The 26351-nt window shown below is 45.2% G+C and carries 34 protein-coding genes; 27 read left to right on the top strand and 7 right to left on the bottom strand.

Going from position 1 to position 26351, the window contains the following annotated elements; all coding sequences use genetic code 11:
* Positions 1 to 87 precede the first annotated feature (87 nt).
* Together QNH36_RS16165 and QNH36_RS16160 are read left to right on the top strand one after the other, a co-directional pair.
* The gene (locus QNH36_RS16165; protein ID WP_283903805.1) at positions 88 to 609 is read left to right on the top strand and encodes a sigma-70 family RNA polymerase sigma factor; all 522 of its coding nucleotides are present in this window, start codon (positions 88 to 90) and stop codon (positions 607 to 609) included.
* On the top strand, positions 602 to 1951 hold the full coding sequence (locus tag QNH36_RS16160) for a DUF4179 domain-containing protein (RefSeq protein ID WP_283903804.1): 1350 nt from the start codon (positions 602 to 604) through the stop codon (positions 1949 to 1951). The genes QNH36_RS16165 and QNH36_RS16160 overlap by 8 nt, the downstream gene beginning before the upstream one ends.
* Before the next feature lie 30 nt (positions 1952 to 1981).
* Here QNH36_RS16160 and QNH36_RS16155 read toward each other — a convergent pair whose 3' ends face one another.
* Positions 1982 to 2173 (bottom strand): YqzH family protein, encoded by a 192-nt coding sequence (locus tag QNH36_RS16155; protein ID WP_283903803.1) that lies wholly within the window; start codon positions 2171 to 2173, stop codon positions 1982 to 1984.
* A gap of 223 nt (positions 2174 to 2396) precedes the next feature.
* On the opposite strand from QNH36_RS16155, the gene QNH36_RS16150 reads away from it, so the two are divergent.
* Together QNH36_RS16150 and QNH36_RS16145 are read left to right on the top strand one after the other, a co-directional pair.
* Positions 2397 to 3656 carry a Y-family DNA polymerase gene (locus QNH36_RS16150; RefSeq protein ID WP_283903802.1) on the top strand — a complete coding sequence of 420 codons (1260 nt, stop codon included), beginning with the start codon at positions 2397 to 2399 and terminating at the stop codon, positions 3654 to 3656.
* Positions 3657 to 3677: 21 nt separating this feature from the next.
* Positions 3678 to 4016 (top strand): YolD-like family protein, encoded by a 339-nt coding sequence (locus QNH36_RS16145; protein WP_144476534.1) that lies wholly within the window; start codon positions 3678 to 3680, stop codon positions 4014 to 4016.
* Between the two features lie 53 nt (positions 4017 to 4069).
* Here QNH36_RS16145 and QNH36_RS16140 read toward each other — a convergent pair whose 3' ends face one another.
* Positions 4070 to 4294 carry a CDGSH iron-sulfur domain-containing protein gene (locus tag QNH36_RS16140; RefSeq protein WP_415816162.1) on the bottom strand — a complete coding sequence of 75 codons (225 nt, stop codon included), beginning with the start codon at positions 4292 to 4294 and terminating at the stop codon, positions 4070 to 4072.
* A gap of 136 nt (positions 4295 to 4430) precedes the next feature.
* Between QNH36_RS16140 and QNH36_RS16135 the strand changes: the two genes are divergently transcribed.
* Positions 4431 to 4760, top strand: a complete 330-nt coding sequence (locus QNH36_RS16135) for an iron-sulfur cluster biosynthesis family protein (protein ID WP_144476540.1) — start codon at positions 4431 to 4433, stop codon at positions 4758 to 4760.
* A gap of 85 nt (positions 4761 to 4845) precedes the next feature.
* Entirely contained in the window at positions 4846 to 5391 is a 546-nt protein-coding gene (locus tag QNH36_RS16130; RefSeq protein WP_144476543.1) for a hypothetical protein, read from the top strand.
* A gap of 162 nt (positions 5392 to 5553) precedes the next feature.
* Here the strand turns inward: QNH36_RS16130 and QNH36_RS16125 are convergent, their stop codons facing one another.
* The 3 genes from QNH36_RS16125 to QNH36_RS16115 all read right to left on the bottom strand — a co-directional run bounded on the left by QNH36_RS16125 (position 5554) and on the right by QNH36_RS16115 (position 7768).
* Complete coding sequence (locus tag QNH36_RS16125) at positions 5554 to 6489, bottom strand: alpha/beta hydrolase (protein WP_283903801.1); 936 nt, start codon at positions 6487 to 6489, stop codon at positions 5554 to 5556.
* A gap of 171 nt (positions 6490 to 6660) precedes the next feature.
* Complete coding sequence (locus tag QNH36_RS16120; protein ID WP_260983579.1) at positions 6661 to 6792, bottom strand: hypothetical protein; 132 nt, start codon at positions 6790 to 6792, stop codon at positions 6661 to 6663.
* A gap of 73 nt (positions 6793 to 6865) precedes the next feature.
* Positions 6866 to 7768 carry a hydroxymethylglutaryl-CoA lyase gene (locus QNH36_RS16115; RefSeq protein ID WP_283903800.1) on the bottom strand — a complete coding sequence of 301 codons (903 nt, stop codon included), beginning with the start codon at positions 7766 to 7768 and terminating at the stop codon, positions 6866 to 6868.
* Between the two features lie 149 nt (positions 7769 to 7917).
* On the opposite strand from QNH36_RS16115, the gene QNH36_RS16110 reads away from it, so the two are divergent.
* From QNH36_RS16110 to QNH36_RS16085, 6 genes are all read left to right on the top strand, one after another.
* On the top strand, positions 7918 to 9105 hold the full coding sequence (locus QNH36_RS16110) for an acetyl-CoA C-acetyltransferase (protein WP_283903799.1): 1188 nt from the start codon (positions 7918 to 7920) through the stop codon (positions 9103 to 9105).
* 82 nt (positions 9106 to 9187) lie between these two features.
* On the top strand, positions 9188 to 9877 hold the full coding sequence (locus QNH36_RS16105) for a CoA transferase subunit A (protein ID WP_283903798.1): 690 nt from the start codon (positions 9188 to 9190) through the stop codon (positions 9875 to 9877).
* 29 nt (positions 9878 to 9906) lie between these two features.
* Positions 9907 to 10575, top strand: coding sequence for a 3-oxoacid CoA-transferase subunit B (locus tag QNH36_RS16100; protein WP_283903797.1), 669 nt, complete (start codon positions 9907 to 9909; stop codon positions 10573 to 10575).
* Between the two features lie 152 nt (positions 10576 to 10727).
* On the top strand, positions 10728 to 10976 hold the full coding sequence (locus tag QNH36_RS16095) for a YqkE family protein (protein WP_283903796.1): 249 nt from the start codon (positions 10728 to 10730) through the stop codon (positions 10974 to 10976).
* Positions 10973 to 11497: a GrpB family protein gene (locus tag QNH36_RS16090; protein WP_144476564.1), complete on the top strand. Its 525-nt coding sequence runs from the start codon at positions 10973 to 10975 to the stop codon at positions 11495 to 11497. The genes QNH36_RS16095 and QNH36_RS16090 overlap by 4 nt, the downstream gene beginning before the upstream one ends.
* Before the next feature lie 63 nt (positions 11498 to 11560).
* Entirely contained in the window at positions 11561 to 12295 is a 735-nt protein-coding gene (locus QNH36_RS16085; protein ID WP_251540773.1) for a ZIP family transporter, read from the top strand.
* A gap of 65 nt (positions 12296 to 12360) precedes the next feature.
* Here the strand turns inward: QNH36_RS16085 and QNH36_RS16080 are convergent, their stop codons facing one another.
* On the bottom strand, positions 12361 to 13272 hold the full coding sequence (locus tag QNH36_RS16080) for an aldo/keto reductase (protein ID WP_283903795.1): 912 nt from the start codon (positions 13270 to 13272) through the stop codon (positions 12361 to 12363).
* Positions 13273 to 13332: 60 nt separating this feature from the next.
* A complete protein-coding gene (gene mciZ, locus QNH36_RS16075) occupies positions 13333 to 13479 on the bottom strand; it encodes a Z-ring formation inhibitor MciZ (protein WP_144476573.1) in 147 nt (48 codons plus the stop codon).
* Positions 13480 to 13554: 75 nt separating this feature from the next.
* Here mciZ and QNH36_RS16070 point away from each other — a divergent pair, with 75 nt between their 5' ends.
* From QNH36_RS16070 to QNH36_RS16000, 15 genes are all read left to right on the top strand, one after another.
* Positions 13555 to 14106: an NUDIX hydrolase gene (locus QNH36_RS16070; RefSeq protein WP_144476576.1), complete on the top strand. Its 552-nt coding sequence runs from the start codon at positions 13555 to 13557 to the stop codon at positions 14104 to 14106.
* Positions 14107 to 15273 (top strand): endonuclease Q family protein, encoded by a 1167-nt coding sequence (locus QNH36_RS16065; RefSeq protein ID WP_283903794.1) that lies wholly within the window; start codon positions 14107 to 14109, stop codon positions 15271 to 15273.
* Between the two features lie 121 nt (positions 15274 to 15394).
* The gene (gene spoIIM, locus QNH36_RS16060; protein WP_251540769.1) at positions 15395 to 16036 is read left to right on the top strand and encodes a stage II sporulation protein M; all 642 of its coding nucleotides are present in this window, start codon (positions 15395 to 15397) and stop codon (positions 16034 to 16036) included.
* A 115-nt stretch (positions 16037 to 16151) separates the two neighbouring features.
* A complete protein-coding gene (fur, locus tag QNH36_RS16055) occupies positions 16152 to 16610 on the top strand; it encodes a ferric iron uptake transcriptional regulator (RefSeq protein WP_144476933.1) in 459 nt (152 codons plus the stop codon).
* A 284-nt stretch (positions 16611 to 16894) separates the two neighbouring features.
* Positions 16895 to 17122, top strand: a complete 228-nt coding sequence (locus QNH36_RS16050; protein ID WP_144476585.1) for a YqzK family protein — start codon at positions 16895 to 16897, stop codon at positions 17120 to 17122.
* A gap of 5 nt (positions 17123 to 17127) precedes the next feature.
* Positions 17128 to 18021 carry a site-specific tyrosine recombinase XerD gene (gene xerD, locus QNH36_RS16045; protein WP_144476588.1) on the top strand — a complete coding sequence of 298 codons (894 nt, stop codon included), beginning with the start codon at positions 17128 to 17130 and terminating at the stop codon, positions 18019 to 18021.
* A gap of 237 nt (positions 18022 to 18258) precedes the next feature.
* The gene (deoB, locus tag QNH36_RS16040; RefSeq protein ID WP_251540768.1) at positions 18259 to 19440 is read left to right on the top strand and encodes a phosphopentomutase; all 1182 of its coding nucleotides are present in this window, start codon (positions 18259 to 18261) and stop codon (positions 19438 to 19440) included.
* Positions 19441 to 19452: 12 nt separating this feature from the next.
* Positions 19453 to 20277 carry a purine-nucleoside phosphorylase gene (locus tag QNH36_RS16035; protein ID WP_251540767.1) on the top strand — a complete coding sequence of 275 codons (825 nt, stop codon included), beginning with the start codon at positions 19453 to 19455 and terminating at the stop codon, positions 20275 to 20277.
* Between the two features lie 41 nt (positions 20278 to 20318).
* Entirely contained in the window at positions 20319 to 21623 is a 1305-nt protein-coding gene (locus tag QNH36_RS16030) for a pyrimidine-nucleoside phosphorylase (RefSeq protein ID WP_144476936.1), read from the top strand.
* Between the two features lie 135 nt (positions 21624 to 21758).
* On the top strand, positions 21759 to 22937 hold the full coding sequence (locus tag QNH36_RS16025) for a D-alanyl-D-alanine carboxypeptidase family protein (RefSeq protein WP_222125066.1): 1179 nt from the start codon (positions 21759 to 21761) through the stop codon (positions 22935 to 22937).
* 143 nt (positions 22938 to 23080) lie between these two features.
* The gene (gene spoIIAA, locus QNH36_RS16020) at positions 23081 to 23431 is read left to right on the top strand and encodes an anti-sigma F factor antagonist (protein WP_144476600.1); all 351 of its coding nucleotides are present in this window, start codon (positions 23081 to 23083) and stop codon (positions 23429 to 23431) included.
* 3 nt (positions 23432 to 23434) lie between these two features.
* Positions 23435 to 23875 carry an anti-sigma F factor gene (gene spoIIAB, locus QNH36_RS16015; protein WP_144476602.1) on the top strand — a complete coding sequence of 147 codons (441 nt, stop codon included), beginning with the start codon at positions 23435 to 23437 and terminating at the stop codon, positions 23873 to 23875.
* Between the two features lie 13 nt (positions 23876 to 23888).
* Complete coding sequence (gene sigF / locus QNH36_RS16010) at positions 23889 to 24647, top strand: RNA polymerase sporulation sigma factor SigF (protein WP_144476605.1); 759 nt, start codon at positions 23889 to 23891, stop codon at positions 24645 to 24647.
* Positions 24648 to 25293: 646 nt separating this feature from the next.
* On the top strand, positions 25294 to 25911 hold the full coding sequence (locus tag QNH36_RS16005; protein ID WP_144476939.1) for a stage V sporulation protein AA: 618 nt from the start codon (positions 25294 to 25296) through the stop codon (positions 25909 to 25911).
* Positions 25901 to 26323: a stage V sporulation protein AB gene (locus tag QNH36_RS16000; protein ID WP_144476608.1), complete on the top strand. Its 423-nt coding sequence runs from the start codon at positions 25901 to 25903 to the stop codon at positions 26321 to 26323. The genes QNH36_RS16005 and QNH36_RS16000 overlap by 11 nt, the downstream gene beginning before the upstream one ends.
* The last annotated feature ends 28 nt before the right edge of the window (positions 26324 to 26351 follow it).

Genomic DNA, 26351 nt, shown 5'->3' with positions numbered 1-26351 from the left:
AGATTTTTTGGCGGTTTTTTAAATTTGATAAAACTTTTTTCCGGTTTTCAGGTCTAATAGATAGAGAAACGGTCAGGGGGAAACAATTTGGAGCTTCAAGAACTGGTACGAAGAGCTAAGAGAGGCGATGAAGCCGCGTTTTACGAATTGATGCAGCTGCATAAAGTACGACTGTACCGGATTGCGCTCAGCTATCTGAAAAACAGCGGGGATGCGGTCGAAGCCTTGCAGGAGGTTACCTACAGGGCGTATCGCTCAATCCGGAAGCTGAAGGAGCCGCAATATTTTACGACTTGGCTTACAAGGATCCTTCTTAACTACTGCAGTGACGAATTGAAAAAACGGAAACAGCTCCTTGTCAGCGATGACCTCATCAGCCTGATGGGGGCCGAGCACCAATCGAGCTGGCTGGAGGTCGAGGAAATCATCGCACAGCTTGATTCCAAAACGAGGCAGGTCATCGAATTGAAGTACGTGCATGATTTTAAAATAAAGGAAATTGCTGAGATTCTTGACTGTCCGGAAGGCACTGTCAAGACATGGCTCCATAAAGGGTTGAAGGAGCTTCGAGGCCAGCTCGAAGATAAGGGGGGATTGGGCTATGCATAATGCTGAAGAGGGAAAGCTGACAAAGGCTCAGGCTGCGCTTGAACATATTGAGGTTCCTGAGCTACAGCTGGATCAGGCAATCTCTGCCGGAATGAGCAAGGGAAAAAGGAAAAAGAAGAAAAACCTTTTGTATATCTGGACCTTTGCAGCTGCGGCTATCCTGATGCTTGCTTTTACAGCGATGCTGAGGACGTCAGAGACTTTTGCTTCGTATGTTACTTTGATTCCTGGTATGGAGAGGATTGTCGAGCTCGTCCGCTATGATAAGGGGCTGACTGCAGCCGTTGAAAATGACTTTGCGCTAAAAATTGGTGTATCCGATGAACATGACGGCCTTAAGGTCACATTAGATTCGGTGATTGTCGATGAGCAGATGATGGTGATGTTTTATAAAATTGATTCTTCAGGCGGACACAAGGAAATCTCTGTTGAAAATCTGAGGCTGACTGACACCGCTGGGAATACTCTTGAAGAAACAGTGTCCTCGTTCGGCGGCTGGGTAGAGGATGCACAGAATAATGAGGAGCTGCTTCAGGCAAGATATGAATTTTACGGGACAAAGCTGCCTGAAAATCTGCAGCTCAGCATTGAACTCGCTGAAGGAAGAACAGAAGATGGCCAGCCTCTTGCCAAGCTTGATGATACGTGGGTGCTTCCATTCTCGATTGATAAAGATGCTTTCCAGGATAAAAAAGAAGTGTTTGAGGTAAACAAGACAGTCGTGTTCGAAGGCCAGAAAATCACAATTGAAAAAGTGTCCGTTTATCCGACGAGAATTGGGGTGACAGCCCATTTTGATGAAGGGAACTCTAAGCAGATATTTGGATTTGAAGACCTGACGCTGGTTGATGAAACTGGCGAAGAATGGGCCGCGATCAATAATGGAACCACTGCCCGCCATATGGATGAGTATTCAAAGGAATTCTTCTTGCAAAGTAATTTTTTCAAAAAACCAGAAGAGCTTCACTTGCGCTTCAATTCCCTGCGCGCACTGGATAAAGACGAGGTAGAAATCATTGTCGACACCGATAAGCTGGAAATCGTAAAAGCTCCCAGCGACGGCCGATTGCAGAAAGTGGGCAGGGAAGAGGATAACTTGGTGCTCAATTTCCGCAGAGGCTCTGAAGGTGGGCTTGGAAATATATCACTAGATCAGGCAGTTGACCAAACTGGCAATGAAATCGGTGATGGCTCACAATCTGTCAGATCGAGCGGTGAAGGTGGATTTGTTGAAGTCTTGTTTCCTTATTTCGATGAAGGAGCAGCACCTGGCCCCATTACGGTAAAGCTGAATGACTATCCCGCAACAATTAAAGGTGAAGCAAATATCCGCCTAAAATAACGAAAAGGCTGTCCATAAAGGGCAGTTTTTTTATGTAGACAAAAATTCATAAACCGCATCATTGATGATGTCATGCAAATCCGCCTCGGGATCCTCGTTTTTCACTCCGGCTATCTTTTCATATATTTCTTCGAATTCTGCTTCTCCAAATGGGAGCGATTCATCATGCCGATACTGCACAAAGCACTTTTGGACCATTTTGCGAATGAGTTTTTTATCCATCGACAAACACCTCTTTCCCTGATTATAATCGGAAATCCTCACGGAAAACACCCTTCCGCAAAAATCTCCAATCCTGGCATGACTCCCCATTTTGCCCTTAATTAAGTCAGTCACCCGGAAAATTTCCATTGAAACCGAACGCATATTCGCTTAATATAATGGGTATAATGATACGGAACATGCGTTCTTATTTTTGAAAACTTGCCGAAAGGAGAGGGAAGACATGGTCGATTACAGCGAAATGCCGCAAAACAAAATTTTATGTGTGGATATGAAAAGCTTCTATGCGAGCTGTTCTGCCGTGATGCTCGGCCTTGATCCTCTTGATTGTTACCTGGCTGTCGTCGGGAATCTCGATCGTCCCGGGAGTGTCGTCCTCGCAGCCTCACCTCGTTTGAAAAAGGAGTTTGGCATCAAGACCGGATCACGCAAGTTTGAAATTCCCGACGATCCACGAATTGTCGTCGTTGATCCGCAAATGTCAACATACCTGCGAATCTCCACTGAAATCTCCCGCGTATTCAATCGCTATGTCCCAAAGGAAGCGATCCATACCTACAGTGTCGATGAAAGCTTCATAAAAGTGGACGGTGCTTCTAAGCTTTGGGGTGACGCTGCTTCCATCGCAAAAAAAATCAAAGATGATATCGAGCGCGAGTTCCAGCTTCCGTGCGCAGTCGGGATCGGCCCGAATATGCTGATGTCGAAATTATGCCTTGACCTTGATGCCAAGCACAAAGGGATTGCTGAATGGACCTATGATGATGTCCAGACAAAGCTGTGGAATGTCTCACCGCTGAGGGATATGTGGGGAATTGGCCGCCGCGTCGAAAAAACACTAAACAGCATGGGGATTTTCACAGTCGGCCAGCTCGCCCGTTATGACCTTGAAATCCTGGAGAAAAAATTCGGCATCATGGGCAACCAGATGTACTGGCATGCATGGGGAATCGATTTTTCCGATATTGGCGCTCCGATCATGGAAGGGCAGATCAGCTTCGGGAAAAGCCAAATCCTGCTTCGGGATTACAAAGAAGAGGAAGAAATCAAGCATGTCATCCTCGAAATGTGTGAAGAAGTCGCACGCAGGGCCAGAAGCCATGGAAAAGCAGGCCGGACAATCAGCTTCGGGGTCGGCTACAGCCAGGATGAATTTGGCGGCGGCTTCCACCGGTCAAGGACGATTGAGGAGCCGACCAATATTACAATGGACGTGTATCGTGTCTGCCTTGAACTTTTTGCAGAGAACTACGTTGGAAAAACGGTGAGGAGCATTTCGATATCGATTGGGAATCTCGTTACGGACAGTGAGTTCCAGCTCGACTTATTCGAGAAGAATGGCTGGAAAAAGAAAGAACTCGGCTATGCGATGGACCGGATCCGCAGCCGTTATGGATCCACGGCTCTCCTGAGGGCGGTTTCCTATACGGCAGCCGGAACAGCAAGGCACCGGGCTGCACTCGTTGGCGGACATAAGGGCTGATAATGTGAAGGAGGAGAAAAGATGATACGTGACCGCGGAAGAATCAAGTGGACATCGATGATGCTGCCTGAACATGTGAAAATGCTCCGTGACTGGGCACAGGAAGATCAATATGAAAAAGAGAAGCAGCTGGATGAGCAGCAGCTTGAACAATTGAATGAAACGATTCTCGAAGCGATGGAATATAACCGGCCCGTCAGCATCACTTATTTACGCCACCGCAAGTATGAACTGGTGATCGGGAAAATCCATTATTGGAACGAGCTTGGACAGAAACTCCATATTATCGATCGTTTTGAGGAGATTCATCGCATTGGAATCTCGGCAATTGCGGATGTCAGGCTTGCAGATGAATGGTAGCCAGCGACCCACCCCACAAAAAAGAGCAATGGATGTCCATTGCCCTCAGTACATTATTCCGTTTCTTCAGCTTGCGGCGCGCGCACAGCCGACTCGAATTTCCCTTTATGAGAAGCATCGCAGAACGGCATATTTTTGCTCATACCGCAGCGGCAAAGCGAGAACGCCGGCTTTGTCTCATACTTATTGCCGGCTCCATCCAGCAGCTCTACATCGCCGGAAATCCTTAAAGATCCATTATCATTCACCTTAATTGTCACTTTTGACAAAAAAAGCACCCCTTTCAAGTTGTCAGAATTATCTTTGATACTAAAAGTTAAACAGGAAAATTGCAAGACATTTTCACATAAGGGCTGTGAAACGTAAAAAAGTCACCTGTATGGTAAAATGAAAACTCGGAAAGGGAGTGCAATCATGAAATTGAAAATCACCGAAGCAGCATCAAATAAACTGAGCGAAAAAATCGCAGACAAAAAAGGGTATGTGAAATTAAAATACGATATAGACGGATGCGGCTGTGCAGTGAATGGCGTGGCTGCCCTCTGGTTTGAAAGTGAAAAAGAAGGGGAAGAGCACCGAATAGAAACAGGAGGTATCCCCATCTATATCGAAAAAGCGAAGGAAGTCTTCTTTGCTGAGGAAATGACGCTGGACTTCAAAGAAACCAACGGATGCTTCCAGTTGAAAAGCCCGAACGAGTATCTGAATCCAAGAATGAGTTTTTACGATAAAACAAAACTATAAGTTTACAAAAAATTGAAAAAAAGGGTAAAATAGAGAGAGAGTTGTAGAATTACATAGAAGTTTGGTGCAAAGGCAGGGGAGAGAGATGAGGAGATTGTGGAAAGCAGCCATGATCATGATCTGCACGTTTGTACTGTCAGCGTGTGCTTATAAAACTGCAGGAGAAGCAATCGAAAACGATATTCCGTTCAACATCAAACAAATCATCCACAAAGAAGAAGTGGAGGATGGCTGGCTCCTCTTTTACACAACAGAACAAAAAGAGGGCTCAAAAACATTCGATGCGCTGGCCGTCGCCTATATCAAGGGCAGCGAAAAAGAAGGCTGGGAAAATGCAGGGCACAACCACTGGACTTATTATAAAAATGATTTCATGCTCCTGTATGTCGATGCCTTCACGGTTTTTAAAGAAGATGGCAATTTGGATGTAAAAATTCCGGTTATTTTCGGGAAAGTATTGAATCCGGATATCAAAGCAATTGAAGCTGCAGGACCAGATGGCAAATTCACCAAAATAGAAATCGTTGAAAAAGAAAACGAACGCTACTATTACGCCATTGGCGACTATAAAGAAGTCAGGGCATTGAACGCTGAAGGCAAAGAAATCGACCGCCAGGGAGAAAAGCAGTAAAAGATTGGCTCCAGTTGAGCCAGTCTTTTTTTATCGGCAAAACGGAAGCCGGAACGAGAGAAAAGTGTCCGATAGAAAGATGTCCGATAGAACAGAGCTATCGGACATACAGAACCCGAAAACGAACAAAAGTGTCCGAGACAGGCGAGTTATATCATGTTATCAGTCCGCAGCAACAATTCCATCACCCGCAAAGACGTATTCCTCAAGGAATTCATCGAGTACCTTTTCGTATTGGTCCCGATTTTGACTGTAGGATTGGGCATGGAGGCCGTTTTCGGCCATGAACAGCTTCTTTGGTCCTTGTTTCTGTTCAAACAAAGCCTCGGTCATGGATGGCAGAATGAAATCGTCCATGCGGCTGTGGATGAACAGGATCGGGTTCTTGATATTTTCGATAACCGCAATCGGCGATACCTCACTCAAGGAGTATTTATCACGGATGCGGACAAACAGATTGGCAACCGGCAGCAATAGTTTTGGCGGCAGCAGCTTGACTTCTTCCTTGATGCGGTAGGCGAGCTGTTCGCTGAAGTCGGAAAATGGGCAATCAGCTACATAGAAATCGGCACCATCCTCAAGCATCCCGGCATACAGAAGCAAGGTCGCAGCACCCATGGATTCTCCATGAATGCCAAGCAGGAGGTCCGGTCCTTTTTCTTTTCTTAGCCAGTTTACCACCGATTGTAGGTCGAATTTCTCGTAATAGCCATAGCTTGTGGTTTTTCCGCCGGATTCACCGTGGCGGCGGTGGTCGTAAATAACCGCGTTGAAGCCTCTGTTCAGGAACAAATTCATATATTTTACGGAATTCGTCTTGCTCTGGGTAACACCGTGGGCAATGATAATATAACGGTTTGTGTCATTCGGTTCAACAAGGACAGCCTTCAATGCATAGCCAAAGGATGAAGGGATGGTAACTTCCCTTTTTGGCAGGGCATCGTACTCGTCAGGCACCAAATGGCCGGCCTCCGTTTCCCGGTTGAAAATCTCCTCGTCATCCTTCTTTTTTAAAAACATGACTTTATTTGATATGAATACGCCAAGTGAGGCAAGTAACAGTAAAAATGAAAATAACACACGGAACGCCTTCTTCATGCTAACCCCTCCGATTTACGGATATTCCCAGATGAACCAATGCCGATAAAGGCAGGCATTCCTGTCGTTTCGACTTTAAAAGGAACACTTCTTTATTTTACCATTATATGTGAAATGCAAACATGAAAAAACCGCCGGCCAGGGCGGTCAGAAAAATCTTATTAATTACGCTTATTGCTGGGAATTTTGTCCCTTTGTAGGATGGATGGCTTTTTCGAGATCCTCAGCAGCAATTTGCTGCTTGACTGTGTCAGCATTTGGTTTGCCTTGCTGGCTGTAACCCTTGTCACGTTTTTGGCTCATGTTAAAGGCTCCCTTCATCAAAATGACTTCATCTAATAAGATGGATTCAGGAACAGGAGCTTATGCAAAAAAGTTAAACATTGACGGAATTGAGCTTGAAATAACTGCTTTCGATCGGCCTCGAGATATGAGGCTGAATGACTTCTATTGCCTGGGTGAGTTTATCAAGATCAACACCGGTTTGGATGCCCATCCTTTGAAGCATATAGACAACATCTTCCGTCGCAGCATTTCCGGCAGCGCCAGGAGCGAACGGACAGCCGCCAAGTCCCCCGGCAGACGTATCAAAACGAGTGACACCAGCCTGAAGTGCGGCCAGGATATTGGACAGCGCGAGTTTCCTTGTATCATGGAAATGCGCGGTCATGAGCACATCTGGATACACATCAATCAATTTGGAAAATAAAGAATAAGACTCGTGGGGAGCCGCCATGCCAATCGTGTCGGCAACACTCAGTTCATCCACTCCAGCTTTAACAAATTCGCCGCACAGTGCGAGAACTTCTTCTTCAGCAATCTTGCCTTCATATGGACAATAAAAGGCGGTAGAGATACAGGCGCGTACAAAATAATCCTTTGCCTTCAGCTCCGAAATCAGCGGCAGTACTTCCGCAAGGCTTTCGGCCGTTGTTTTGTTGATATTCTTTTGATTAAAAGTATTGCTGACACCGACGAACACAGCAACCGCTTTGCAGTCCGTCATATAAACACGTTCAATTCCCTTTTTGTTTGGAGCGAGCACAATATTCCGGGTAGTTTCATCAAGGCAATCTGCGACAATCTCCGCCGCATCCCCCATTTGCGGTACCCATTTGGGAGATACGAAGGATGTAAGCTCCATTTCTTTGATTCCGGCATCCTTCAAGGAACTGATAAACACTTTTTTAACTTCAGTTGGAACGAAATTCTTCTCATTTTGCAGCCCGTCTCTTGGGCCGACTTCAATAATTTTTACCTTCTTGGGAAGCTGCAGCATTCGACATACCCTCCTCTTAAGATATCTTCATTGTAAATAGAATATTTTTAAAAATGCAAGAATAAATAAAATTTTGATAAAATAAAAGGGATTTGATTCAAATCAATCGAAGTAATTAAAATGTGAAGATCTGAGAAAGGGTGAGCACTTTGAGCAAGACTGAAGCAGTAATCGTATCTGCAGTAAGAACAGCAATTGGCAGCTTTAATGGAAGCTTGAAAAATATCTCCGCTCCGGAGCTGGGAGCTGCGGTCATCAAAGACGCATTGAAGCAGGCAGGAGTCAAACCGGAACAGGTAGATGAAATCATCATGGGCAATGTGCTCCAGGCTGGACTTGGGCAAAATCCTGCGAGACAGGCAGCCATTAAGGCGGGCATTCCTGAAAGCGCTTCCTCCATGACCATCAATAAAGTTTGTGGATCAGGCCTGAAGGCTGTCCATCTGGCTGCACAGGCGATTATCGCCGGAGATGCTGAAGTTGTCGTAGCCGGCGGGATGGAGAATATGAGCCAGGCGCCTTATTTACTGAAAAATGCTCGGGATGGGTTCAAGATGGGTGACCAGAAGCTTGTGGACAGCATGACTTCCGACGGACTCACATGTGCTTTCAATGACTACCATATGGGGGTTACGGCTGAGAACCTATGCGCAAAATATGAAATTGGCCGTGAAGAACAGGATGAGTTCGCAGCATCCAGCCAGGAAAAGGCAGCCAAAGCCATTGAGGAAGGCAAATTCAAGGACGAGATTGTCCCGATTGAAATCCCGCAGCGGAAAGGCGATCCACTTGTATTTGACACAGATGAGTATCCGAAAAAGGGGACAACAGCCGAAAAGCTTGGCGGACTGCGTCCTGCATTCAAAAAGGATGGCAGCGTAACAGCAGGTAACGCGTCAGGAATCAATGATGGAGCTGCTGCTCTGGTTGTCATGAGCCGGGCAAAGGCGGATGAACTTGGACTTAAACCGCTTGTGGTGATTAAAGGAAACGCAAGCGCCGGTGTCGACCCAAGCATCATGGGGATCGGTCCGGTTGACGCGGTAAAGAAAGCATTGAAGAAATCGGGCATGACAATGGACCAGATGGAGCTGATCGAAGCGAATGAAGCGTTCGCTGCCCAGTCTCTTGCTGTTGACCGCGAATTGAATTTCAATAAGGACATTTTGAATGTCAATGGCGGCGCGATTGCTTTGGGCCATCCAATCGGAGCAAGCGGCGCAAGGATCCTTGTTACGCTGATTCATGAAATGAAACGCAGACAGGCAAAGACAGGCCTTGCGACACTATGCATTGGTGGCGGTCAGGGTGTCGCCACCATAGTGGAACTCGTCTGATTCGATCACTTTTTAAAAGATTAATAGTCATTCCGGCAAGACAATAGTGCCGGTGCGAACATAGTCAAAAGGGGGAAGAACGATGAAAAGAATTTGCACATCCTTTCAAGACGCCGTAGCGGATATCCATGATGGAGCAACCGTGATGGTTGGCGGCTTCGGGCTCTGCGGGATTCCTGAAAATGCAATCCTCGCGCTTGTTGAAAAAGGAGTAAAAGACCTGACCGTCATTTCGAATAACTGCGGCGTCGATGATTGGGGCCTTGGACTGCTGCTTAAAAATAAGCAGATCAAAAAGATGGTAGGTTCATATGTTGGAGAAAACAAAGAGTTCGAGCGTCAGGTGCTGTCTGGCGAAATCGAAGTTGAATTAATCCCACAGGGCACGCTTGCCGAGAAAATCAGGGCCGGCGGTGCCGGTATCCCGGCATTCTATACGCCAGCTGGAGTAGGGACGCCAATAGCTGAAGGAAAAGAAACCCGCATGTTCAATGGCAAGGAATACCTCCTTGAAGAAGCGCTGACAGCCGATTTCAGCATTGTCCGTGCCTGGAAAGGGGATAAAATGGGCAACCTCGTCTACCATAAAACGGCAAGGAACTTCAATCCGATGATCGCTGCAGCCGGCAGAGTCACGATTGCCGAGGTAGAGAACATGTATGAAGTGGGCGAATTGGACCCGAACAGTATCCATACTCCAAGCATTTATGTCCAGACACTGATTGAGGGCAATCAGGAGAAAAGGATTGAAAGGCTGACAGTGAGAAGTTAACACTGGCTGATCATGAAAGGAGAAGGCAAATGATTAAAAATAAAGGGAATGTCCGGGAAAAAATCGCGCGCCGGGCTGAAAAAGAAATTGAGAATGGTTTTTACGTAAACCTCGGGATTGGGATGCCGACACTGGTGGCAAATTTCATTTCTGACGATAAACAGGTTGTCCTCCAGTCCGAAAACGGACTGCTTGGAATCGGGCCTTACCCGTCAGAAGAAAACGTTGATCCCGATCTGATCAACGCGGGGAAGGAAACGGTCACCGCCATTCCGGGATCAGCTTATTTTGATTCTGCCGAGTCCTTTGCAATGATTCGCGGAGGACACATCAATATTGCCATCCTTGGCGGCATGGAAGTCTCTGAAGCTGGTGACCTCGCGAACTGGATGATTCCAGGGAAGATGATCAAGGGAATGGGAGGCGCCATGGATCTGGTCCACGGTGCACAGAAGATCATCGTGATCATGGAACATGTCAACAAAAATGGGGACGCGAAAATCCTCAAGGAATGCAGCCTGCCGTTAACAGGCAAAAACGTGGTGAACCGCATCATCACCGATATGGCGGTCATCGATGTGACGCCATTCGGGCTGAAACTCGTTGAGGTAGCAACAGGATACACAGTGGAGGATGTTATTAAATCAACTGGACCAGAACTGCAGGTGGATGATGCGGTAAAACTGGACGCATACTGATTATCGGGAACGCCCTTTAATATAAAGGGGCGTTCCTTCTTTATTAGCGGCAGCTGATTTCAAAAATGAGCTTCCGGTGGTATAATCTTTTAACAAAACGGCTTTGCCAAATGAGCCGAACTCAGTAAATGCATAGAACCGGGGGATCAATCATGAAGAAAAAACAAAAACGCCAGCAGCCAGTAAAAAAAGACGAGAAACCGGCAACATTAGGTGACCTGCTGAATCAGGATATCATGCAAAAACTAAAAGCTCAGCAGCAAGAGCTGAAAGAAGAAGAAGAAAAGAAAAAGCAGGCCGACTTGCAGCGGAAAAAAGAAGAACAACGGTTAAAAGAGAAGAACAAGTCCTTTGAAGAACTGCTTTCCGAAAGTGATATAGATTGGAAAAAGTTCAAATGAAAAAACGAAGGGTAGAAGTTGTCCCGTATCGTGCCGAATGGAAAACTCTTTTTGAGAAAGAGAAAAACCTGATTGCCGAAGTTTTTAACCAGACAGAGGCTGAAATCCACCATATTGGCAGTACCTCTGTCCCCGGGCTGAGCGCCAAGCCAATCATTGACATCATGCTAGCTGCAGAAAGCCTCGAATCAGTAGAAAAGGCCACCCCTGCACTTGAGACTGCCGGATACGATGCCCGGGGAGAAAATGGCATTCCAGGCCGGCGATATTTTCAAAAATGTGATGAAAAAGGGATTCGAAAAGTGCATCTGCATGCGTTTGAAAAAGGCAGCCATCAACTATACAGGCATTTAGTTTTCCGTGATTACTTGAGGTCCCATCCAGAAGAAGCAGCCAGGTACGCAAGTGTGAAGGAAGAAGCAGCCCGTCAATATGAATATGAGATTGAATCCTATATTGCTGCAAAGTCTCCAACTGTATTGGAGATAGAGGAAAAAGCGAGACTCTGGAAACCCTTGTAAAGAACATGTTTTGCTTCCAATGCTAAAGGGCAACTAAATAAAAAGCGGCAAAGGAGCAATAACATGATTTTTACAACTTTCATCCTGGCAGCAGGTTTTGTTGCCGTTCATCTATTTTCTAGATATTTACCATTTCTTGATAACGTACCGAGAAGCAGGCTGCTGTCAGCAGCCGGCGGCATTTCGGTGGCGTACGTCTTCATCCACTTGCTTCCTGAACTGAATAAGCATAATGAGATACTGGATCGTAATATTCAGTCACAAGCCCTCATGTTCTTTGAGAACCATACATATATTGTCGCAATGCTTGGTTTGGCTTTTTTTTATGGACTGGAGCGCATGGTTAAAACATCAAAGAAAAAACAGCAGGAAGAGAATAATCTGAACCGGACATCAAAGGGTGTGTTCTGGATTCATATAACCTCCTTTTTCCTTTACAACGGATTGATTGGATATCTATTGCTGCATGGAGAACAAGAGTCCATCAAAGGGCTGGTTTTGTACTTCATCGCCCTTGCGGTACACTTCATCACAAGTGATCATGCTCTCAGGGAGGCACATAAGGAGATTTATGATAGGATTGGAAGATGGCTGCTGGCTGGTGCAATCATAACTGGATGGGCGATTGGCGTAATGGTGGAAGTGCATGAAAATATCATTGCCGTCCTCTTCGCATTGCTGGCCGGCGGTGTCATTCTGAATGTCATGAAGGAAGAGCTGCCGGAAGAGAGGGAAAGCAACTTTTGGTCCTTTGCGGCAGGCCTGGCAGCTTATACAATCTTGCTGCTGCTGGCTTAAAGAAAAGCTAGAATTTAAAAAGGACATACTCGCCGAAAAGACGAATATGTCCAAAACTTTATTGTTTATCTATGCTGATCATACTGGTTTGCTTTCGTAAGCGATTTGATTAAACGGATTTCTTCCGGAGAAAGTGGATTAGCTCTTGCTGCCCGGGCGTTTTCTCTTATTTGCCCGGGGCTGCTTGCGCCGGCGACAATCGAAGCAACAGCGGGGTCTGCCAGGTTATACTGAATCGCTGCTTCTGTAAGAGAATGGGAAGATGCCAGTTTTTCCTTCAATAACGGCAATACTTCCTGCAATTCATCATAGCTGTAATCAAGAAATCCTTTGGGAGGGGCCTTTTCAAGCAGCCTGTCGCTGAGCATCCCTTTTGCGACGGTTCCTCGGGTTACAACGCTGATCCCTTTTTCATCAAGAAGCGGAAGTGCTTCTTCTTCCGGACGTCTGTCGAGCATGCTGTATTGCATCATGACAGAGACAATATTGGATTTTTGTGCATATTCGCGGATGACATTGGGTCTGATCGAGGAAATGCCATAATGCTTTATAAAGCCCTCAGCTTTTAACTCTTCAAAAGCCTCGATCGTTTCGTCAATAGGATCCTCAATCGTCCCGCCATGAAGCTGATAAAGGTCAATATAATCGGTATCCAATCTTTTCAGACTTTGTTTGACAGCCTCTTTGATATGGCTTTTTGAGGGGTCCCAGGTCCAGCTGTCCTTCGTCTCGGTCCAGCGATTGCCGGCTTTCGTTGCAATGACAACCTGGTCCCTGACATTCCTCAGTGCCTGTCCGACAATCCTTTCATTTTCTCCAAAGTCATATAAATCGGCGGTATCGAAATAATTGATCCCTTCCTCGAGGGCAGCTTCGACCACTGCCTGTGCCTTGGAATAATCTGTACCAAGCGACATGCAGCCAAGACCAATTTCACTAACAAATAATCCAGAAGACCCTAATTGCCTTTTTTTCATTCCATCACTCCGTTCCACAATAATATCTCCATTTTATCGGAATGGAAGGAGCGGGTTCAACTAATCTGGACGGCCCACCGACTGACTGACTGCTTCAACCCAGTCTTTCACAAGATGATGCTTTTTGCCATACTCTTTTAAAATCGCTTTGATTTCCCACGCTTTGCCAGCAATCGTGAAGCCTTGACCATGCACGTACACTTTCATCGCCATACCCCTTTCAGATAAGTATGGTAAAATGTATGAGCATTTGATCTCGGATTAGAACAGGAGTGGACATGTATGAAATCTCTTGAAGAAAAAACATTGAAGACAGAACAGATTTTCACAGGAAAAGTCATCAGCCTGCAGGTAGACGAGGTGGAATTGCCGAACGGGAAAACTTCTAAACGGGAAATCATCAAGCATCCCGGTGCAGTGGCGGTGATTCCGGTTACTGATGACAATAAAATCATCATGGTCGAACAATACAGAAAGGCGCTTGAAAGGACCATCGTCGAAATACCGGCAGGAAAGCTCGAGGCTGGTGAAAAGCCGGAAATATGCGCTGCCCGTGAGCTTGAAGAAGAAACCGGTTATGAATGCGCCAGCATGGAGTGGATGATCTCCTTCTATACGTCTCCAGGGTTCGCAGATGAAATCATCCATGTCTATAAAGCAACCGGACTTGCGAAAAAAGCCAACCCGGCAGCAGCAGACGAAGACGAATTTGTCAATTTGATTGAAGTAAGTCTTGAAGAAGCCATCCAACTGGTAAAAGAACAAAAAATATATGATGCAAAAACGGCATATGCTGTACAGCATTTGCAATTGCAAGAGGCATTGGGTAAATAAATGCGGGAATACTTTGTCGATCTTCATATCCATATAGGCAGGACGAAATCGGGCAGGGCAGTGAAAATCACCGGAGCAAAGTCATTGACCTTCAGCAATATTATCCGGCATGCCAGGGATTATAAAGGGATGGACATGATCGGGATCATTGACAGCCATTCACCTGAGGTACTTGATGAAATGCAGAATTTGCTAATCGCAGGTGAACTTGAGGAACATCCCGATGGCGGCTTGAACTATGGCGGGATGAGCATCATCCTCGGGTCGGAACTTGAGATCAATGATGAGAGCACACAGGGGCCACTCCATGTCTTGTGCTACCTGCCAACCCTAAAAACCATGAGAATGTTTTCGATGTGGCTGGAGAATCACTTGAAAAACATTACCTTAAGCTCGCAGAGAATATATGTTACCGGGCGTGAATTGCAGAGGAAAGTAAAGGAACTTGGGGGGATTTTCATCCCTGCACATGTTTTTACTCCTTTTAAAAGCTTGTATGGAAAAGGTGTAAAACATTCTTTAACAGAAGTATTTGATCCCGAGATGATTGATGGCATCGAGCTGGGGTTAAGCTCAGATACAATGATGGCCGATCAGCTTTCCGAAATCCATCGTTATCCTTTTGTCACGAACTCGGATGCCCATTCCCTAGCGAAAATCGCTAGAGAATACCAGAAGATTGAAATGAAAGAGCCTTCTTTTGGTGAATTGGCACTAGCACTAAAGGAATCTGCAGGAAGACGGATAAAAGCAAATTACGGCCTGGATCCGCAACTCGGAAAATACCATCATACCGTCTGTGCAAACTGCCTGACTCCTATTCCGACCATTGATGAGGTCTGCAGGCAATGTGGCTCTGGCAAAATCGTCAAAGGGGTTGCTGACAGGATACGCGAACTCAAGACAGCAGATGGGAATAAGCCTGGGAGGCCGCCATATATCCATCAGGTTCCACTAGAGTTCATTCCTGGTCTTGGGCCGAAAATGCTGGAAAAGCTAATGGATCATTTCGGAACAGAAATGGCAGTCCTTCACTCTGTCCCTCTAGACTCCTTGAAACAGCTGATTCCTGAAAAGACGGCAATCACAATAGACAAGGCAAGAAAAGGACAACTTGGCTTCCTGGCTGGGGGCGGAGGAAAGTATGGGAAAATAGCAGATATGTAAATCCGGTCCAGACAGGCCGGATTTTTGTTTCTATTAAATAAAGCGAAAATTCTTCTTCCAGAGTCATAGACTTCCCGTCCAAGCATATGATGGTAGTAACCAATATGCAGGAGGAAAAGAGATGAAGAAACGAAGGTACCAGGACGTCGCAGTAAGCCATTTACGAGAATATTCCTCAATCTATCTTTTTGTCGTTGTCCTTTTTCTGATGGGCGTCATCTTTGGGGCAGTAATTGTGAATAGCCTCAGTTTCACTCAAAAGGAAGATTTATTCTATTATCTATCACAATTTTTTGGCCAGGCTGCTTCCGGTAAAGTAGCTGATGGACAGGATTTGTTTTTGCAAAGCTTTATGCATAATGGAAAGTTCATAGGCCTGATCTGGATTTTGGGGGTTTCCATCATCGGGCTTCCGGTTATCCTGGTTCTTTTATTCATGAAAGGAATGGTGGTCGGTTTCACAGTCGGCTTTCTTGTGAACCAGATGCAGTGGGACGGTTTCATGCTGTCATTTGTATCCATCCTGCCGCAAAACTTCATCATCATTCCTGTTTTCATCATTACTGCAGCGATGGCAGTCACATTTTCCTTGAAAATGATCAGGAATCAGTTCATGAAAAAAATCAGCCAGCCGATCATGCCTCAATTTTTTAGATATATCTTTTCTTTTTTAGCCGCACTTGTGTTTCTGGCAGTGGCAGCCGGAATCGAAGCATATTTATCCCCGTCATTATTGAAGGCTGTTATCAACTCGCTAAATTAAAATTATTATCAGTTTAAAATAACTGTTGTTTCTTATTTGTAATAATTTTATTTTGAATCTCATTTCCGTTCTGATATAATAAAAGAACAGTGGCGGGGGAGTGAGTACTATCGAAATGGAAAACAGGATCGAGAGAATTAAGAAACAGCTGCATTCGTCCAGCTATAAATTAACGCCGCAGCGCGAGGCTACCGTCCGCGTATTGCTTGAACATGAAGAAGACCACTTAAGTGCTGAAGATGTTTATTTGCTTGTCAAAGAGAAATCTCCTGAAATCGGACTGGCGACAGTTTACCGGACACTTGAACTGCTGACTGAACTGAAAATTGTTGATAAAATCAATTTCGGGGATGGTGTGTCCCGATATGATCTCCGCCAGGAAGGCGCTGCCCATTTCCATCATCACCTTGTCTGCATTGAGTGCGGAGCTGTAGATGAAATCCAGGACGATCTTCTGGAGGATGTTGAAGAAATCGTTGAAAGAGACTGGAAATTCAAGATTAAAGACCACCGCCTTACTTTCCACGGCATTTGTCACAGATGCCAGGAGAAAGATACGGCAGAAACAGAATAATTCGAGGCCCTTTTTCCGAATGGAGAAAGGGCTTTTTATTTATAATGGGAGCTGTTTCGCATGTTATGCGCTTGATCCTAACTAACCGCCTGCTTAATGGTATCAAGAAGGCTTACGAATCAGATAAGCCAAAGGTCCGTATTGTTTGATACTGAACGCAAAGAGCCACAATTATCCACTTATCTCAGGTATAATTCTTGTCCAAATTGGCATACAGATTAATAAATAAGTATAGCCGTGTGGACAGGGAATCTCTCTGTTACAACGAGTATGGAGGCAAGAAGATGAAATCGTGGTTCGGAATGGTCATGCATACATTAAAGGTGTTCATTTTGTTCACTGGATGCACAATTCTATTTTATTATGGTATCATGTGGATTAACGAAGAATATGAAAGTTATCATCGGTATGATGCACCTGAAGGGGCAGCCATCAAGGTGTCAGGAACCTTTGATGAAAAAGAAGGAAGCATGCTTGAAAGGCTGATACTGTTTTATCTGAATGGAGAGTAATAGAAATGGAAGACAGGCTTGACGACTTTATCCACTTTCTGGTTGTTGAAAAGGGACTATCAAAGAATACGATTGTCTCCTATAAACGCGATTTGAATAGTTATATTCACTATCTGAAAAATGTTGAACAGCTTGGGGAATTAAATGGAGTCCAGCGGCCGCAAATTGTACACTTCCTTAAGTTTTTAAAAGACTCGGGTAAATCCTCGAAGACCCTGGCCAGGCATATTGCCTCCATCCGGGCTTTTCATCATTTTCTCCTGCGGGAAAAGGCGGTCGACCATGATCCAACCGTCCATATTGAAAGTCCACAGCATGAGCGTTCTTTGCCTAAGGTGCTGAGCATGGAAGAGGTCGAGACGCTTTTAGAAAGCCCGAAACTTTCCGACCCTTTTGGGTATCGGGACAAAGCGATGCTTGAGATGATGTATGCTACGGGTATCCGTGTCAGTGAACTGATCGGACTAAAGCTGTCCGATGTGCACCTGACGATGGGATTTGTCCGCTGCATGGGCAAAGGGAGTAAGGAAAGGATCATTCCGATAGGGAAGACGGCTTCAGATGCGATCGAAGAGTACCTCGAAAAAGGAAGGCCAAAACTGGCTTCGAAAAAACATAAGGATGACTCTTTATTCTTAAATCATCATGGAAAAGGGTTGTCACGACAAGGGTTCTGGAAAATCCTCAAGCGGCTGACAGCAGACGCAGGAATCGAAAAAGAATTGACACCGCATACGCTGAGGCATTCATTTGCAACCCACCTGCTTGAAAATGGAGCAGATCTTCGCGCAGTCCAGGAAATGCTGGGACATGCAGACATATCAACGACGCAAATCTATACCCATGTTACAAAGACAAGGTTGAAGGATGTTTATACGAAGTTCCATCCCCGAGCATAGTTTGGGTTATTGGACGTGATTTTAAAGAGAACAGACAGATAGTTTCATAGAATTGTCAAAAAAGCCGCCGGAAAAGCCGGCTTTTTTTCTTGTGTTTTTAGATATATCTAGTAAAATGGAGATGTCAGACTTCTGACAAATGTAAACGCACGCATCCGATTATCATAAGCAAAAAAGGGTAACATAAAATTGTAAAATTGTAAGTAACGCATTCATACTTTTTAAGGAGGAGAAAGAATGTCGAATACATATAAAAGAGTATTTTTGATTGTGATGGATTCAGTCGGGATCGGAGAGGCTCCTGACGCAGAGAAGTTTGGAGACAATGGTTCCCATACACTTGGCCATATCGGAGAGAAAATGAACGGACTGAACATGCCGAATATGGGCAAGCTGGGCCTTAGCAATATCGAAGAAATTAAAGGTATCAGCCCTGCTGCGAAGCCAATGGCGTTCTATACAAAGATGCAAGAGGCATCGAACGGCAAGGATACCATGACAGGACATTGGGAAATCATGGGCTTGAACATCCAGACTCCTTTCCAGGTTTTCCCTGATGGTTTCCCTGATGAACTGATTTCCGAACTGGAATCACGCACTGGCAGAAAGGTCATCGGAAACAAGCCGGCAAGCGGAACCGAGATCCTTGTTGAACTAGGTGAGGAGCATATGAAGACAGGAGCTTTGATAGTGTACACGTCCGCAGATTCAGTGTTGCAGATTGCGGCACACGAAGAGATTGTCCCGATCGAAGAACTGTATGATATTTGCAAGATCGCCCGGGAACTGACACTCGATGAAAAGTACATGGTAGGCAGAGTCATCGCAAGACCTTTCCTTGGTCAGCCAGGTGACTTCAAACGTACTTCCAATCGCCATGATTATGCGCTCAAGCCATTTGGCAGAACGGTCATGAATGAGTTGAAGGATGAAGGTCTTGATGTGCTGGCGATTGGTAAAATTTCCGATATCTATGATGGTGAAGGTGTAACAGAATCCCTTCGTACAGTTTCAAATATGGACGGAATGGATAAGCTGCTCCAGACTTTGGGTCAGGACTTCACAGGACTGAGCTTCCTGAACCTTGTTGATTTCGATGCACTGTTCGGACATCGCCGCGACCCGGAAGGCTACGGTAAAGCCCTTGAAGAGTACGATGCCCGACTTCCTGAAGTCTTTGAAAAATTGAAAGAAGATGACCTGCTCATTATCACTGCAGATCACGGTAATGATCCTGTTCACTACGGAACAGACCACACACGCGAATATGTGCCGCTCCTTGTTTATTCAAAGGGAATGCAAGAAGGAAAAGAACTGCCGGTACGTAAGACCTTTGCTGACATTGGAGCGACGGTTGCGGAAAACTTTAACGTAAAAATGCCTGAGCACGGAACTAGCTTCCTGAAGGAATTGAACTAAGGAGTGGAATTCATGGATTATAATCAAATTCAAACAGCAGCATCGTATATCAATGAGAAATTAACTCAGCAGCCTAAAATCGGTTTGATTCTTGGCTCTGGGCTGGGAGTCCTGGCAGACGACATTGTGAACCCGGTCAAGATTCCTTACAACGAAATCCCGGGATTCCCGGTTTCAACAGTTGAGGGGCATGCCGGACAGTTAGTTTGCGGACAGCTTAGCGGCGTTGAAGTTATCGCAATGCAGGGGCGCTTCCATTATTATGAAGGCTATAGCATGGATAAGGTCACTTTCCCAATCCGTGTCATGAAGGAACTAGGGATAGAAAAGCTCATTGTTACAAACGCAGCTGGAGGAGTGAATGAAAGCTTCGAACCAGGAGATTTGATGATCATTACTGACCATATAAACAATATGGGCACAAACCCATTGATCGGGCCGAATGATTCACGTTTTGGCGTTCGCTTCCCGGATATGAGTGAAGCTTATTCCAAGAATTTAAGAGCGGTTGCGAAAGAAGTTGCTGAAAAGAACAACCTTACAATCAAAGAGGGCGTTTATCTTGGAAATCCTGGACCAGTCTATGAAACGCCTGCCGAAGTAAGAATGATTCGTACGCTAGGCGGAGACGCAGTCGGAATGTCAACAGTGCCTGAAGTCATTGTGGCAAAACATTCCGGAATTGAAGTGCTTGGCATTTCCTGCATTTCAAACATGGCAGCAGGAATCCTTGATCAGCCATTAAGCCATGATGAAGTAATTGAGACAACTGAAAAAGTGAAATCCAGCTTTCTTTTACTTGTGAATGAGATTGTAAAAACAGTAGGCCAAAAATAATCCATAGCTCTCCAGCTAAATAATGATAAGTGGTGATAATGATGAGAATGGTCGATGTGATAGAGAAAAAACGTGACGGACATGAGTTATCAACGGAAGAAATCCAGTTTTTCATTGACGGCTATACAGATGGCAGCATTCCTGACTACCAGGTAAGCGCGCTGACAATGGCGATTTTCTTTCAGGGAATGACTGAAAAAGAACGCGCAGACTTAACGATGGCAATGGTGAAGTCTGGAGACCAGATTGATCTTTCTGCGATCGAAGGTGTGAAAGTCGATAAGCACTCTACAGGGGGCGTAGGTGATACAACGACACTGGTACTGGGCCCATTAGTAGCGGCTTTAGGTGTGCCGGTAGCAAAAATGTCAGGGCGCGGGCTCGGACATACAGGCGGAACCATCGACAAGCTGGAAGCAGTAGAAGGTTTCCATGTCGAGATTGATAATGAGGAATTCATCAATCTTGTGAATAAAAATAAAATTGCGGTCATCGGTCAGAGCGGGAATCTGACTCCAGCTGATAAAAAGCTCTATTCATTACGTGATGTAACTGCAACTGTGGACAGCATCCCATTGATTGCCAGCTCGATCATGAGCAAAAAAATCGCTGCTGGTGCAGATGCAATCGTCCTCGATGTAAAAACAGGAGCAGGCGCATTCATGAAGACGCTTGAAGATTCTCGTGAACTGGCAAAAGCAATGGTTAGAATCGGGAACAATGTCGGCCGCAGGACGATGGCTGTCATTTCTGATATGAGCCAGCCGCTGGGCTTTGCAATCGGGAATGCCCTTGAGGTCAAGGAAGCAATCGATACCCTGAAGGGAGAGGGTCCTGAAGATTTAACTGAACTTTGCCTGACACTTGGAAGCCACATGGTCTTCCTGGCCGGAAAGGCAGAGTCCCTTGGAGACGCACGAAGCAAGCTTGAAGAAGTCATCAAGAACGGCACTGCTCTCGAAACCTTCAAAGTATTCCTTGCATCCCAGGGCGGAGATGCATCGGTCGTCGATCATCCCGAAAACCTGCCACAGGCGAAATACAAGTTTGAACTTGAAGCGAAAGAGGCAGGCTATGTATCCGAAATCGTCGCTGATGAAGTAGGAACAGCCGCCATGCTTCTTGGAGCAGGAAGGGCAACGAAGGAATCCGAAATCGATCTGGCAGTAGGGCTTATGCTGCACAAAAAAATTGGCGACAAGGTAGAAAAGGGAGAATCCCTTCTCACCATCTACAGTAACTTTGAAGATGTGAATGAAGTAAGAGAAATGCTGTATGAGAACATCAAAATCTCGAGTGAACATGTTGAAGCACCAATCCTCGTACATGGAGAAATAACAGAATAAAATCTTTGAACGAAAGCGGAGAGCTGACTCTCCGCTTTTTTATATACAAAAAATACCGGTTTTATCTGCCTTAGCTGTATAAAAGTGGATTGGTTGGATAAAAATAGAGCCTATAAAGATAGGAGGGTTATGGCCATGAATCTAAAAAAGTTTACGAGTTTACTGCTTGTTTTTATGCTGGGTGCAGCATTTATATCCCCTAAAGGATATGCCAATGAAGGAGACAAAGGACTGGCCAATGATGCCAGTTCAGCTATTCTGATTGAGCGTGATACAGGGCAGGTACTGTTTGATAAAAACAGCCATGAAAAGCTTCCGCCGGCAAGCATGACAAAAATCATGACAATGCTATTGATCATGGAAGCTTTGGATGAAGGAAGGCTGAAGCTCGACGAAAAAGTCCGCGCAAGTGAATATGCTGCTTCGATGGGAGGATCCCAGATATTCCTGGAGCCAGGAGAAGAGATGACAGTTGAGCAATTGCTAAAAGGAATCGCTATCGGGTCAGGTAATGATGCAGCAGTGGCAATGGCTGAGCGTATCGGTGGATCTGAAGAGGCATTTGTGAAAATGATGAACAAGAAGGTAAAGGAACTTGGCTTGAAGGATACCTTTTTTAAAAATACTACTGGCCTGCCTGTAGATGGACATTATAGCTCGTCATATGATATGGCCATGATGGCAAAAGAGTTGCTTAAGTACGAAAAAATAACCAAATACACGGGTACGTATGAAGATTACCTCCGTGAGGATTCGGAAAAGAAATTCTGGCTTGTGAATACGAATAAGCTTGTTCGTTTTTACCCGGGAGTGGATGGCCTAAAGACCGGCTTTACTAATGAAGCAAAATATTGTTTGACAGCTACTGCTCAAAAGGATGGCATGCGTGCGATCGCGGTCGTGTTTGGAGCACCGACATCCAAGGCGAGGAATGCGCAGGTAACGAAGATGCTCGACTATGCTTTCAGCCAGTATCAGACGCATCCAATGTTCAAAAAAGGGCATCCGCTCGGTAAAGCAGTCATCAGCAAGGGTGACAAAAAGTCAATCAACGCGGTCACCTCTGAAAGTGTTTCCCTCCTTACAAAAAAAGGAGTTGACATCAAGGATGTCAAACAGAAGATCACACTGAACAAAAGCCTTAAGGCTCCTGTCGAAAAAGGGGACAAGGTAGGAACTCTTAAGCTTGTGAAAGACGGCAAAACCGTAGCGGAAACCACACTTGTTGCGGATGCAAAGGTTAAAGAAGCAAGCTGGTGGATCCTGTATAAGCGCTCATTCGGAATGTTCACCAGGGCTGGAAGCCAAAAATAATGTCAGCCAGGTTCATGATTGTGTCGAAAACTCTGCCATTCCATCTAGTTTTAGCGAATTGGCACTAGTTTTGTTCTGAAGAAGGAATTGGCTGATTCAATGGAGAATTTGACTCACTATACCAGATAAGGAGGCTTTGGATAGTGAGTCTTAACATTGATATGGAAGTGAAGCATGACGTCTTATTGATAAGAATCAGTGGTGAATTGGATCACCACACTGCAGACCAGCTTCGCGAGCAGGCAACAAAAGCCATTGAGAACGAAGGAATCCGCCACATTGTCATGAACCTCGAACATCTCACCTTTATGGATAGTTCGGGACTCGGTGTAGTTTTGGGAAGATATAAACAAATCAAACAGCTTCATGGAGAAATGGTTGTTTGCGCAATCTCGCCGCCAATCAAACGGTTATTTGATATGTCGGGCTTATTCAAGATCATCCGTCTTGATCCGACGGAAGAATTTGCATTAGAGAGATTGGGGGTTGCATGATCCATGAAGAATGAAATGAATCTTCATTTTAGCGCGTTAAGTCAAAACGAATCATTCGCCCGCGTTACCGTTGCTGCCTTCATTGCGCAGCTGGATCCAACGATGGACGAATTGACGGAAATCAAAACCGTTGTATCCGAAGCGGTGACAAATGCGATTATCCATGGATATGAAAGCAATCCGGACGGAAAAGTGTTCATTTCCGTATTGCTCCAGGATGGGATGATCGAAATGCTCATTAAAGATGAAGGAATAGGCATTCCTGATATCGATGAAGCCATGCAGCCACTTTATACTTCAAAGCCAGAGCTGGAACGGTCCGGTATGGGCTTTACGATTATGGAAAATTTCATGGACGAAGTACAAGTGAGATCAGAGCCCGGCTTTGGGACAGAGATTCGTTTGAAAAAGCACCTGTCAAAGAGCAAAGCGCTGTGCAATTAAGGGAGTTCTGCCGATGGATGTGGAGGTAAAAAAGGATAATAGCCAAACGTATCTTAAGGACCATGAAGTCAAAGAACTGATTTTGAGAAGCCAGCAGGGAGACCAGGCTGCCAGGGATTTGATTGTCCAGAAGAACATGCGTCTCGTCTGGTCCGTCGTCCAGCGTTTCCTCAACAGAGGATATGAGCCAGACGACCTGTTTCAAATTGGCAGCATCGGCCTCTTAAAATCAGTTGATAAATTTGACCTCTCGTACGACGTAAAATTTTCAACATATGCCGTTCCAATGATCATTGGTGAAATCCAGCGTTTCATCAGGGATGACGGGACCGTGAAAGTCAGCAGGTCGCTGAAGGAGACTGGCAATAAAATCAGGAAGGCAAAAGACGAACTTTCCAAAACCCTGGGCAGGGTGCCGACTGTCAATGAAATTGCCGAATATCTTGAATTATCGCCTGAAGATGTAATCATGGCCCAGGAGGCAAGCCGAAGCCCGGCCTCCATCCATGAAACCGTCTATGAGAATGATGGCGATCCAATTACTCTGCTGGACCAAATCGATAATGGCGAAGAAGGACGCTGGTTCGATAAAATCGCCTTGAAAGAGGCTATCAACGAACTGGAAGAACGGGAAAAACTGATCGTTTATTTGAGGTATTATAAAGATCAAACCCAATCAGAAGTCGCAGCCCGGCTTGGCATCTCCCAGGTCCAGGTCTCGCGCCTCGAAAAGAAAATACTTCAGCAAATGAAAGGCCGTATGGATCTTTGAATCCATACGGCTTTTTGTTTTTCTGAAAATCTTGTGGGTAGGGACGAATTGGTGCCCTAAACACGGGAATTCGAAAAAAAGAGGTCACCCTTAGAGCTGATTGGTGCCCTGAAACACCAGAAACTGGAAAAACAGTGCACCAATAAAGCCGATTGGAGCCCTGAAACACCAGAAACTGGAAAAGTGGTACACCAATAAAGCCGATTGGAGCCCTGAAACACCAGAAACTGGAAAATTGGTACACCAATAAAGCCGATTGGAGCCCTGAAACACCAGAAACTGGAAAAGTGGTACACCAATAAAGCCGATTGGAGCCCTGAAACACCAGAAACTGGAAAATTGGTACACCAATAAAGCTGATTGGAGCCCTGAAACACCAGTAACTGGAAAAGTGGTGCACCAATAAAACTGATTGATGCCCTTAAACACCAGTAACTGGGAAAACGTGATACCAATAAAGCCAGTTGAAGCCCTAATACACCTGTAACTGGAAAAAGTACACCGATGAGTCCGTTAAATTCCCCAAATAAATCAACATCCCGGATCTATAAAGCACTCCATCTTAACCAATTATTGGACTTCATGAAAAGCACATAGCAATACATACTAAATATACGAGGAAAACACTGTGTTGGAAGTGAATCTGATGGAAAAAACGATTTATATCCGCATGCGGAATCGCGTACAGGTCAAGCCTGAGGAATCACTTTTATTGAAGGATATTGCCCAAATTATTGCCAGCGAAGAAATATACCAAGACCTGGCATCGCTTGAAGTAAAAAGAATTTCTCCAAAGGACCATATCCATATCATCGATGTCATGAAGGTCATTCATTTCATTACAGGGATATATCCGGATCATGAAGTCCAGGCTGTTGGACCGGCTCAAACGATTATTGAGGTGATCTACAAGAAAAAAGGAATGTCGATACCATTTTTTATCCTTGTGTGGTTTTTGCTATTTTTCGGTGCAGCATTAACCATCATGAACTTCCACGAGGATGTCAGCATGCAAACGGTGCATGAGCGGCTCTATTTTATCATGACGGGAAAAGAAGTCGCAAAGCCGCTGTTATTCCAGATACCTTATTCAATCGGCATTGGTGTTGGCATGATCTTATTTTTTAACCATGTATTCAAAAAGCGGCTTAATGAAGAGCCGAGCCCGCTTGAGGTTGAAATGTTCAATTATCAGCAATCACTTGATCAATATGTCATTCTGCATGAAAACAAGGAAAGTGTGAAACATCTCGATGACGATTAACATCTTGTTCATTATCCTTATTGGGCTGGCTAGCGGGCTTGCAGTAGGATCGGGTTTTGTAGCATTCTTATCGGTTCTGGGCGTGATTCCCAGGCTGACCCAGCTCACAAAGACAATGAAGCTGATTTCCTGGTATGAATGGGCTGTTGTCCTCGGTGCTTTGCTGGGAACTGCGGGAAGTTTGAGGGATCCCGTATTGAGCTTTTCTCCATACGTCACCATTCCTCTTGGACTCGCTGGCGGCATATTTGTCGGGATGCTGGCAGCTGCGTTAACAGAAGTATTGAATGTACTGCCTATCCTGGCAAAAAGGGTGAGGGTTGATGACAAGCTTGAAACATTGCTGATGGCCATTGTGCTCGGAAAAGTATTCGGGTCATTGTTTCACTGGATTTATTTTGTAGGGCAATAAAAATGAGGGAAGAGAAAGGACGGCAAAT

The organism is Mesobacillus sp. AQ2 (genome assembly GCF_030122805.1).
GTDB classification, from domain to species: Bacteria; Bacillota; Bacilli; order Bacillales; family Cytobacillaceae; genus Mesobacillus; species Mesobacillus oceanisediminis_A.
This window is presented reverse-complemented; position numbering and strand designations above follow the sequence as displayed.